Consider the following 10,844-nt stretch of genomic DNA (forward strand, 5'->3'; position numbering starts at 1 on the left):
GATCTGCGTGCCGCTCAGCGGTCGTCGACCAGGCTGCCGCCGGGCAGGAACACCCAGGTGCGGGTCACCTGCAGGATGTCGACGTTGTCGTCGGTGCGCGGCAGTGGGGGGAACGGCTGCGCCAGTTGCACGATCCGCAGTGCGGCGGCATCGAGCATCGGCACGCCGCTGGAGCGCAGGATGCGGCTGCTCTCCAGGCTGCCGTCGCGGCGCACGCCCACGCTGATCACCACCTGGCCGCCGAGCCGGCGCCGCCGTGCTTCGTCGGGATAGTTGAGGTTGCCGACGCGCTCGGCGCGGTCGACCCAGGCGCGCAGGTAGTTGGCGTAGGCGTATTCGCGGGTGCTGGCGGAGACGAACTTGCGGTTGGGGCGCTTGGCGTATTGCTCCGAGCGCAGGTGCACCTCAGCGGCCAGCCGTGCCATCTCGGCATCGCGCTGTTCGCGCTGCGCGTCCACCGGCCGTTGCGGGTCGTCGGTACGCGGCTGGGTCTGCGCCACCGGCAGCGGCTGCTCGCCGCGCGCGCTGCTGACCACGCGCGGGGTCGGTTCCGGTGCCGCGGCCGCGGTCTGCGCACGCAACGCCTGCGGCGCCAACCCGTCCTGGCGCTGTGGCACCACGCCGGGCTGGCTGTCGCGCGGACGTTGCGGCGTGTCGTGGTCGCCGCCGCCCTGCTGGTTAGCCTGGGCCAGGAAGTCGGCCTGTTTCGGCGTCAGCGGCGTGCTGGTCTGGCTGAAGATCACGTCCAGCGTCGGCACCAGCGGTGCGTCGTCGTCGATCGCGAAGCCCACGCCCAGGATCAGCAACCCGTGCACGATCAGCGACAGCACCAGGGTGGCGCTGAGCCGTTCGCGCTCGCCGATGCGCGGCGCGGGCGTCGCGGCGGCCGCGCTCATCGCGCCGGGTAGGCCTCGATGGCGTCGAACAGCAGCCCGGCGATGTTGAGCCCGAACTGCGCGTCCAGCTCGCGCACGCAGGTGGGGCTGGTGACGTTGACCTCGGTGAGGTAGTCGCCGATCACGTCCAGGCCGACGAAGCGCATGCCGCGCCGTTTCATCTCCGGGCCGACCTGGGCGGCGATCCAGCGGTCGCGCTCGCTCAGCGGGCGGCCTTCGCCGCGGCCGCCGGCGGCCAGGTTGCCGCGGAACTCATCGCCCTGCGGGATCCGCGCCAGGCAGTAGTCCACGGCCACGCCGTCGACCAGCAGGATGCGCTTGTCGCCGGCGCTGATGTCCGGGATGAAGCGCTGCGCCAGAGCCAGCTTGCGGCCGCCGTCGGTCAGCGTCTCCAGGATCACGTTGAGGTTGGGGTCGCCGGTGCCGCTGCGGAAGATCGACCGCCCGCCCATGCCGTCCAGCGGCTTCAGCACGGCCTGGCCATGCTCCAGCACGAAGGCCTTGAGCGTGGCGGCGTCGCGGCTGACCAGCGTCGGCGGACAGCATTGCGGGAACAGCAGGGCGGCCAGCTTCTCGTTGAAGTCGCGCAGGCCCTGCGGGTCGTTGACCACCTGCGCGCCGGCGCGCTGGGCCACGCTGAGCACGTGGGTGTCGTACAGGAACTCCGCATCGAACGGCGGATCCTTGCGCATCAGCACGACCTGGCCGGGACCGAAGGTCAGTTCGGCGAACGCGTCCAGCTCGAACCAGCCGGCCTTGTCGTCGCGCACCCGCAGCGGCGCGGCCTGGGCGGTTGCGCAGCCATCGCGCAGGGTCAGCCCGCCGGGGCGCACGTAGTGCAGCCGGTGCCCGCGGCGCTGCGCTTCCAGCAGCATCGCGAAGGTCGTGTCTTTGGCGATCTTGATGCTGGCGATGGGGTCCATCACCACGATGACATCGAACGGCATGGGGGCACCTGAGAGACTGAGCGGAAGATGGTAGCGGGTCGGCGGGGGCGCCGCGCATCGGGTGTCGGACGCGGCTGCGCGGCGTCGCACGTTATCCGCCAAACTGTGACATAGTTTGTGCTGTTACGTGGTTCAACGCAGACCGGCAGCGGCGGCCTTGACAGTCGCAGCGGGTCTTGGGATACATGGCGTTTCGCAGCGAAGCCGGATCCGATGAAGCGTCGCGCGCTTGGGGGCAAGTGATGAGTGAAAACACGACTGCGGGTGGGGAACTCGCAGGCTTGCGGGTCATGGTGATCGACGATTCGAAAACGATCCGTCGTACTGCCGAAACGTTGCTGAAGCGCGAAGGGTGCGAAGTGGTGACGGCGACCGACGGCTTCGAGGCGCTGGCCAAGATCGCCGACCAGCAGCCGCAGATCATCTTCGTGGACATCATGATGCCGCGGCTGGACGGCTATCAGACCTGCGCGCTGATCAAGGGCAACCAGCTGTTCAAGGCCACGCCGGTGATCATGCTGTCCTCCAAGGACGGCCTGTTCGACAAGGCGCGCGGGCGCATCGTCGGGTCCGAGCAGTACCTCACCAAACCCTTTACACGCGAAGAGCTGCTGGGCGCGATCCGTACATACGTCAACGCCTGACCAGGGGGAAAGGCAGCATGGCCCGTATCTTGTTGATCGAGGACTCACCGACCGACCGGGCGGTGTTCACGCAATGGCTTGAAAAAGCCGGGCATCAGGTCCTGTCCACCGACAACGCGGAGGACGGCATCAAGCTGGTACGCGAGCAGGCGCCGAACCTGGTGCTGATGGACGTGGTGCTGCCGGGGATGAGCGGCTTCCAGGCCACCCGCGCGCTGTCGCGCGATGAGGCCACCCGGCACATCCCCGTGCTGATCATCAGCACCAAGAGCATGGAGACCGACAAGGTCTGGGGCATGCGCCAGGGCGCCACCGACTACATCGTCAAGCCGCCGCGGGAAGACGAGCTGATCGCCCGCATCAAGCAACTGGTGGGCTGACATGCGCTCGCCCTTCGACATCCTCGAGGCCTACGAGCGGCGCAGCCTGGCGCACGCCGTGCAGATGCCCGAACGCGCCTTCGACGACGACGTCTGGCGCGGGGTCGGCTACCGCGTCGGCAAGCGCCACCTGGTGTCGGACTTCCGCGAAGTGGTGGAGATCGTGCGCATGCCGCCGGTCACCCCGGTGCCGGGCGCGCAGCCGTGGCTGCTGGGCGTGGGCAACCTGCGCGGCAACCTGTTCCCGGTGGTCGACCTGAAGCAGTTCCTGGAAGGCGAGCGCACCGCGCTGCAGGAAGGCCAGCGCGTGCTGATCATGCGCCAGAGCGGCGGCGACGTGGCCCTGACCATCGACGAACTGTTCGGCCAGCGCAGTTTCACCGAGGCGCAGGCGGTGGAGCCGGGCGATCTGGCCCAGGGCCGCTACGCGCACTTCATCGACCGCGCCTTCCGCGGCGACGCTCAGGACTGGGGCGTGTTCTCGCTGTCGCTGCTGTCGCGCACTCCCGAATTCCGGCAAGCCGCCGCCTGAGCGCGCGCGCTGCCTCCGCATCGAAGACCGAGGTCGCATCATGAGTACTGCTCCGGACGCCCGCAAGGCCAGCAAGCTCGGCAGCGTGGGCACGAGTTTCTGGCTGGGCCTGCTGGCGTTGTCGCTGGTCGTGTTCGGCGCCAACACCGGCGTGGCCACCTGGCAGGGCAACCGCCTGGCCGGCGCCAGCACCGGCGCGGCCGACCTGCAGGTGCTGTCGCAACAGCTGGCCAACCAGGCCCGCGACGCAGTGTCCGGCAACGCCGAGACCTTCAAGCAATTCAAGCAGACCAAGGCGAAGGTGGAGAGCACCGTCGCCGAGCTCAACGCACGCTACGCCAACGAAGCCGGCGTGTCCGCGCCGCTGCAGACCCTCAACGGCACCTGGGCGCCACTGGCCAAGAACGCGCAGCAGGTGGTGGACAGCGAACCGGCAGTGCTGGCGCTGGCCGGCAACGCCGACCGCTTCGTCGGCGGCGTGCCGCAGCTGCAGGCGCAGTTGAACGAGGTGGTGCGCGCGATGACGGTCGGCGGCGCGCCCGCCGCGCAGATCTACAACACGCTGCAGCAGGTGGTGGTGGCCGGCACCATGGCCCGCCGCGTCACCGAAATGCGCGCCGGCGGCCGCGGTGCGGCCAGCGCCGGCGACGCGCTGGCGCGCGACGCAGTGGTGTTCGGGCAGATGCTCGAGGGCCTGCGCAACGGCAACGAGGAACTGGGCATCGCCCCGGTGCGCAACGCTGCCGCATTGGCCGCGCTGGAGCAGTCGCAGGCGCAGTGGGCGGAGATGAAGAAGGACCTGGACGCGCTGCAGGCCAGCTCGCGCAGCCTGTTCGCCGCGCAGTCCGCCGCCGCGGCGCTGACCGCCGGCTCGGGCAAGATGCTGGAGGACAGCAAGAAGCTGTTCGACGCGTTCTCCGCGTTCGGCTCGACCCGCGACACCCGCCTGTTCCCGAATTTCTGGCTGGGCGTGATCTCCGGCCTGCTGGCGCTGCTGTCGATCGTCGGCTTCGTCTGGACCACGGTGCGCAGCCGCAGCCGCGAGCAGGAAATCCGCCTGCAGACGCAGGTGGAATACAACAGCCGCAACCAGCAGGCGATCATGCGCTTGCTCGACGAAATCAGCTCGCTCGGCGAAGGCGACCTGACCGTCAAGGCCTCGGTCACCGAGGACATGACCGGCGCCATCGCCGACGCGATCAACTACGCCGTCGACGAATTGCGCCACCTGGTGACCACCATCAACGACACCTCGGCCAAGGTCGCCGTGTCCACCGAGGAAACCCAGGCCACCGCGCGCCAGCTGGCCGAGGCGGCGGGGCACCAGGCCGAGCAGATCGGCTCGGCCTCGGTGCGCATCAACGAAATCGCCGCCAGCATCGAGCAGGTCTCGCGCAACTCCACCGAATCGGCGGAAGTGGCGCAGCGCTCGGTGGTGATCGCGGCGGAAGGCGCCGGCGTGGTCCGCGAGACCATCCAGGGCATGGACCAGATCCGCGACCAGATCCAGGAGACCTCCAAGCGCATCAAGCGCCTGGGCGAGTCGACCCAGGAGATCGGCTCGATCGTGGAACTGATCAACGACATTTCCGAGCAGACCAACATCCTGGCGCTCAATGCCGCGGTGCAGGCCGCCTCGGCCGGCGAGGCCGGCCGCGGTTTCGCGCTGGTCGCCGACGAAGTGCAGCGCCTGGCCGAACGCACCTCCGGCGCTACCCGCCGCATCGAAGGCCTGGTGCAGACCATTCAGGCCGATACCAACGAAGCGGTCAGCTCGATGGAGCAGACCACCTCCGAAGTGGTGTCCGGCGCGCGTCTGGCCGAGGACGCCGGCACCGCGCTGACCGAGATCGAACGCGTGTCCAACGCGCTCAACACCCTCATCAAGAACATCTCCATCGCCGCGCACCAGCAGTCGGCGGCGGCGATCGACATCACCCAGACGATGGACGTGATCCGGCAGATCACCGGACAGACCTCGCAAGGCGCGGGACAGACCGCCGAATCGATCGGCCGCCTGGCGCAACTGGCGGCGGACCTGCGGCGCTCGGTCGCCGACTTCAAGCTGCCGGCGTAAGCGGGCCGGAACCGGGTGGAAGGAAGCGCACATGACGTACCGTGAACAACTCCCGCATCCCGTCGCCGCGCTCGCGCGGCACGGCGCGTGCCCGGCCGCGGAGACGCGGCGATGAGCGCGCTGCGCGATGCGATGAGCCATGCCGCGCTGGGCTGGGTCAAGCCGGAACTGGACGAGACCCTGCGCCAGGTCCGCGGCGAGATCGAGGCCTTCGTCGAGGAACCGGCCGACACCGGCCGCATGCGTTTTTGCGCCGGCTACCTGCACCAGGTGCAGGGCACCTTGCGCATGGTCGAGCTGTACGCGCCGGCGATGGTCGCCGAGGAACTGGAACTGCTGGCGATCGCGGTGCAGAACGGCCAGGGGGTCGACCGCGACGAGGCCTGCGCCACGCTGATGCGCGGCACCGTGCTGCTGCCGGACTACCTGGAACGCCTGCAGGACGGCCATCGCGACATTCCGATCGTGTTGTTGCCCTTGCTCAACGAGATCCGCGCCGCGCGCGGCGAAGCCGGCCTCAGCGAGGGCGCGCTGTTCGCGCTGGCGCCTGACGCGGCCGCCGCCACCGAGGCCGAACTGGACCATGCGCGTGGCAGCCTCGCCGGGCGCAACCGCGAACTGCTCGACACCGTCGGCACCGCGATCAAGGAAGAACTGCTGCGGGTCAAGGACGCGCTGGACCTGCATCTGCGCACCGGCGGCGACGTCGCCGCGCTGCAGACCCAGGTCGACGAGCTGGGCAGCGTTGCCGATACCCTGGGCGTGATGGGCCTGGGCGTGGCGCGCAGCGTGGTGGTGCAGCAGCGCGACGCGCTGCGCAGCATCGTCGATGGCGCCCGCGCGGCCGACGAAGGCCTGCTGCTGGATATCGCCGGTGCGCTGCTGTACGTGGACGCCTCGCTCGACGACCAGGTCGCCTATCTCGGCGCCGGCGGCGACGTGCACGACGACGCCAGTGCCGCCGAGGCGCGGCGCACGGTGGAAGTGCTGGCGCACGAGGCCATCGCCAATTTCGGCAGCGCCCGCGAGCACTTCGTCGCCTTCATCGAGACCAACTGGGACCATGCGCGCCTGGACGAGGTGCCGCGCCTGCTCGCTGAGGTCGCCGGTGCCCTGCGCATGCTGGAACTGCCGCAGCCGGCCGATTACCTGGAAGGCGTGCGCCGCTACGTCGGCACCGAGCTGATCGGCAAGCGCCGCGTGCCCAGCGGCCGCCAGCTCGACACCCTGGCCGACGCGATGGCCAGCCTCGAGTACTACCTGGAAGCGCTGCGCGAGCGCCGCCCCGGGCGCGAGGAGATCCTCGACATCACCCGCAGCAGCCTGGAAGCGCTGCGCTACTGGCCGCTGCCCGACACCGCGCCGGCCGCGCCGGGTGTGTTGCCTAGCGCAAGCGAGGCGGCTGAATCGGTTGCGCCGCTGCCGCCGGTGGCCGCTGATCGCATCGACGCGTCGGCGCCCCCGTCCATCGCCGCGCCGGCCGTGCCGGCCTGGGATCTGGCGCCGGCCGAGGACACGCTCGAGACGACGCCGCGCACGCAGGACGCTGCGCCATCCGCACCGCAGGCGCCGCAGTGGAGCCTGGCGACGGACGACGCCGACACCGCGGCCGAACACGCCTCCGCGCCGGCCGACGACGGCGCTGCGCGCGACGAGCACGAGCCCACAGCAACGTCGCAGGCACTCAGTTTCGATCCGGTCGCGGCCGAACAGGACAGTTGGACCGGCACCGCCGAGCCGCTGCACATCAGCCTCGATTCCCTGGTGCTGGAGCAGGACGCGTTGCGGCCGCAGACGCCGCCCACGCTCGCCCAGGAAGACGAGGCCGCAGCCGCTTCCGCGGCGTCCGCCTCCGATGTCGCCGGTTTCGATCCGGTGGCCGCCGAGTATCCGGAGCAGGCGCAGGCCGATGTGCCGGCCGCGTTCGCTGGCCTGGACGAACACGACGATCCCAACCTGATCATCGTCGACACGCCGGCTGCTGCAGAAGACGCCGACGCCTCCACGCCGCCCCTGGTCATCGAACTGGAAGACGCGCCGGCGTTCGCCGACGCGCCTGGCGGGTCCGCCGACGAGGTGCACACGCTCGACTGGCACGCCGCCCCAGCCGCGCAGGACGAGCAGGCCGCGTTCGCGCTGCCGGATGCGGCCGCGCTGGCTGACGCTGGCGCCCATATCGCCCACGGCGAGCGCCTCGACGCGGCAGGGGAGGCCGAGCCAGCAGACGCCGGTGCCGACGCCGAAGACGCCGCGCACGCGATCCCGTCGGAGGCCGCGGAGGCCACCGACGCCGCACGCGAGACCGAGTCGCACGCGCCCATGGATGACTCGGCGCAGACCGATGCTGGCCTTGCCGCCATCGGCGAGGCCGCGCACACCGATGCCGTGGCCGATGCGCCATCGGCGCCGGAGCATGCCGCGCTGGAATCCGAGGAGCATGCGACGCCAGAGCCGGTACAGGCACACGCTGTACCGGTTTCGGACGCCGAAGCCGCGTTCCTGGCCGACCTGGAAGCTGCTGCCGCGCAGTTCGACGTGACCGCGGCCGCCCACAGCGGCGAGCCTGCGGCCGCAGCACCCGCCAGCGCGGAGGCGAGCGCCGCGCCTGCCGCCGCTCCGCCTGCCGCCGAGACCGGCTTCATCGATGGCGATGGCGAGATCGACGAAGAGATCCGCGCGGTGTTCCTCGAGGAATTCGACGAGGAACTGGTCAATCTCGGTGCGCTGCTGCCGGCCTGGCGCGCCGCGCCTGCCCACACCGAAAGCCTGCGGCCGATCCGCCGCGTGTTCCACACCTTGAAGGGCAGCGGCCGCCTGGTCGGCGCGCGCGTGCTCGGCGAGTTCAGCTGGAAGATCGAGAGCATGCTCAACCGCGTGCTCGACGGCTCGCGCCCGGCCAGCCCGGCGGTGGTGGCGATGGTCGAGCAGGCCTACGCGGTGCTGCCGCAACTCAATGCCGCGCTGCGCGGCGACGGCGTGGTGCAGGCCGACCTGGACGCGATCCAGGCGGTGGCCGAGCGTATCGCCGCCGGCGAGGAGGCGTTCTATTTCGCCACCCCGCAGGCGACCGTCGCACCGCGCGCGGGCACACCGGCGTCGGTGGACAGCGTGTTGCGCGAGATCCTCGAAGCCGAGGTCGCCACCCATCTGGAGACCGTGCACGCCTGGCTGCAGCACGCGCCGCAGCCGGCGAACGAAGCGCTGCTGCGCGCGGTGCACACCATGAGCGGCGCGTTCGCGATGACCGACGTGCCGGAGATCACCGCGGTCACCGGGCCGGCCGAGAGCTACGTCAAGCGCGCCTTGGCGTCTGGTAGCGTTCCGAGCGCCGACGGCGTGCGTGCGCTCGAGGACGCGGCGCGCGCCATCGCCGCCACCATCGCGGAACTGCAGGCACCGTCGCCGGTGATTCCGCCGTTCACCGACCTGGCGCAGCGCCTGCGCGCGCTGGTGGAGACCCTGCCGGAAGTGCAGTGGCCGCCGATCGCGCACGACGAGGACGACGAAGACCTGTCCGCGTCGGCACCGGCCGAGGCTGGCCTGGACGAGCAGGCCGTGCAGGCTGTGGAGCTCACCGCGGCCGACGATCTGTCGGCGTTCCTCGGCGATGCCGCGCATCTGCACGAGACGCTGCCAGCGGACGAGGCGGCTGGCCAGGCGGGCGAGGGCGACGTCGATCGGCACGCCGCCGATGTCCACGCGGACACGGCAGTCGCACCGTCTTCGGAAGAGGCAGCGGCGTCCGCGCAGGATCAGGCGTCGGCTCAGGACGCGCTCCCGGTCGAAGAACCGGCGGCATCGCAGGATGCAGGCCACGCCGAGGAACAGGCGGCCTTGGCGCAGGACGGCCAGCTCGACGCGTTGACGGTCGACGCGCCACTGAGCGCCGAGCAGGTGTCGGACGATCCCGCACCGGACGCGTTGGATGCGGCTGCGGCGCCGGTCGCGACGGCCGATGCGGCCGACGTAGATGCCCCGATCGACACGCCGACGGACGTGCAGGAACCACAGGCACCGTCGCACGAAGGCGAAGCGCACGATTCCGAGGATCGCCAGGCCGAGGAACAGGCCGACGCGACGCAGGACACGACCGTGCACGCGCAGGATGCGCAGGCATCCGATCACCCGGCGGCCGACGGCGTTGCCGAAGGTCACGCGGCCGACGCGCACGCGGACGACACCCAGGATGACGCCGAGCACGCGCACGATGCGCAGGCGCCAGATCACATGGCAGTCGACGGCGATGCTGCGGACCAGGCGACCGAAACCCCGGCCGACGACATCCACGACGCAGATGCGCAGGAACAGGCAGCGGATGACGCGGCCACGCATCGTACCGCCGACGCGCCCGCGCCTGCGGACGACACCGCTGAAGCGCACGAGCAGCAGCTCAACGAGGACGCCCCTGCGCTCGGCTTGCAGCAGCAGCCGTTGGCACCGTCGAGCGGCTGGCGCCACGATGGCGTGACCTCGGCCAACGACGATACCGGGTCCGCCGCCGAGCATGGCGACGCGACGCCGGATGCCGCAGCGCATCCGGAGGACGCAACGCACGAGGGCGATGCGGCGTCTCTCGCCACCGACACGGTGGACGAACACGCCGAAGCGGATGCGGAACACGTCGCGCCGACCGGTGATGCGGGTGATGGCGCGCCGCACGACGCCGCCGCCGAAGCGGAGCACGCCGCACACGCGACGCCGTCCGACGGCGAAGCGGCGTCGGACGCGCATCCGGTGGCATCCGACGAGGCGCACCACGCGCCCGAGGACGCCGTCGATCGGAACGACACGACCACGGCAGCCGATACCGACACGGCGTCCGCCGGCGATATCCACGAAGAACACCACCAGCAAGCGCCGGAGGCCACCGTACCCGCGCCGTCCGACACCGACGCAGCGCATGCCGCGGCCGATCCCGCGCGAACCGATCTGTCGGCCGTCGATCTGGGGCCGCTGGACTTCGCCGACCTCGATCGCGAGCTGGTCGATATCTTCGTCGACGAAGGCAAGGACCTGCTCGACCACTGCGATCGCCTGATCGCCGAGCTGCGTGCCGCGCCGCAGGACCGCGACGTGCTCGGCGGCCTGCAGCGCGACCTGCATACGCTGAAGGGCGGCGCGCGCATGGCCGGCATCAACGCCATCGGCGACCTCGGCCATGGCATCGAGTCCTTGCTGGAGGCCGTCGCCGCCCATCGCACCGAGCTCGACCGCCAGGACGTGCAGTTGCTGGAGCGCGGCTTCGATCGCCTGCACCAGTTGTTGACCCTGACCGGCAACCACCGCGCGGTGGCGATGCCGCAGGACCTGATCGGCGCGTTCGACGCGCGCACGCACGGGCAAAGGCTCGCCGCCGCCAGCGATGCCG

At 70.7% G+C, this 10,844-nt stretch carries 7 protein-coding genes; 5 read left to right on the forward strand and 2 right to left on the reverse strand.

Annotation, left to right across the window (positions count from 1 at the left end; all coding sequences use genetic code 11):
• Positions 1 to 14: 14 nt before the first annotated feature.
• Together D183_RS0118235 and gshB are read right to left on the reverse strand one after the other, a co-directional pair.
• Positions 15 to 896, reverse strand: coding sequence for an energy transducer TonB family protein (locus D183_RS0118235; protein ID WP_017910261.1), 882 nt, complete (start codon positions 894 to 896; stop codon positions 15 to 17).
• On the reverse strand, positions 893 to 1,843 hold the full coding sequence (gene gshB, locus D183_RS0118240; protein WP_017910262.1) for a glutathione synthase: 951 nt from the start codon (positions 1,841 to 1,843) through the stop codon (positions 893 to 895). Before gshB ends, D183_RS0118235 begins: the two co-directional genes overlap by 4 nt.
• A 242-nt stretch (positions 1,844 to 2,085) precedes the next feature.
• On the opposite strand from gshB, the gene pilG reads away from it, so the two are divergent.
• From pilG to D183_RS0118265, 5 genes are all read left to right on the forward strand, one after another.
• The gene (gene pilG, locus D183_RS0118245; protein WP_003472648.1) at positions 2,086 to 2,487 is read left to right on the forward strand and encodes a twitching motility response regulator PilG; all 402 of its coding nucleotides are present in this window, start codon (positions 2,086 to 2,088) and stop codon (positions 2,485 to 2,487) included.
• Positions 2,488 to 2,504: 17 nt separating this feature from the next.
• Positions 2,505 to 2,867, forward strand: a complete 363-nt coding sequence (locus D183_RS0118250) for a response regulator (RefSeq protein WP_026144622.1) — start codon at positions 2,505 to 2,507, stop codon at positions 2,865 to 2,867.
• A 1-nt stretch (position 2,868) separates the two neighbouring features.
• The gene (locus D183_RS0118255) at positions 2,869 to 3,399 is read left to right on the forward strand and encodes a chemotaxis protein CheW (RefSeq protein WP_017910264.1); all 531 of its coding nucleotides are present in this window, start codon (positions 2,869 to 2,871) and stop codon (positions 3,397 to 3,399) included.
• Between the two features lie 40 nt (positions 3,400 to 3,439).
• Positions 3,440 to 5,476 (forward strand): methyl-accepting chemotaxis protein, encoded by a 2,037-nt coding sequence (locus tag D183_RS0118260; RefSeq protein WP_017910265.1) that lies wholly within the window; start codon positions 3,440 to 3,442, stop codon positions 5,474 to 5,476.
• 111 nt (positions 5,477 to 5,587) lie between these two features.
• The coding region (locus D183_RS0118265) for an Hpt domain-containing protein (RefSeq protein ID WP_017910266.1) at positions 5,588 to 10,844 on the forward strand (5,257 nt) is incomplete at its 3' end.

The organism is Xanthomonas sp. SHU 199 (assembly GCF_000364665.1).
Lineage (GTDB): Bacteria > Pseudomonadota > Gammaproteobacteria > Xanthomonadales > Xanthomonadaceae > Xanthomonas_A > Xanthomonas_A sontii.

Bases quoted from the DNA above. Each gene is read 5' to 3' on its own strand.
- D183_RS0118235 (WP_017910261.1), bottom strand. From the start codon at position 896: ATGAGCGCGGCCGCCGCGACGCCCGCGCCGCGCATCGGCGAGCGCGAA.
- gshB (WP_017910262.1), bottom strand. From the start codon at position 1,843: ATGCCGTTCGATGTCATCGTGGTGATGGACCCCATCGCCAGCATCAAG.
- pilG (WP_003472648.1), top strand. From the start codon at position 2,086: ATGAGTGAAAACACGACTGCGGGTGGGGAACTCGCAGGCTTGCGGGTC.
- D183_RS0118250 (WP_026144622.1), top strand. From the start codon at position 2,505: ATGGCCCGTATCTTGTTGATCGAGGACTCACCGACCGACCGGGCGGTG.
- D183_RS0118255 (WP_017910264.1), top strand. From the start codon at position 2,869: ATGCGCTCGCCCTTCGACATCCTCGAGGCCTACGAGCGGCGCAGCCTG.
- D183_RS0118260 (WP_017910265.1), top strand. From the start codon at position 3,440: ATGAGTACTGCTCCGGACGCCCGCAAGGCCAGCAAGCTCGGCAGCGTG.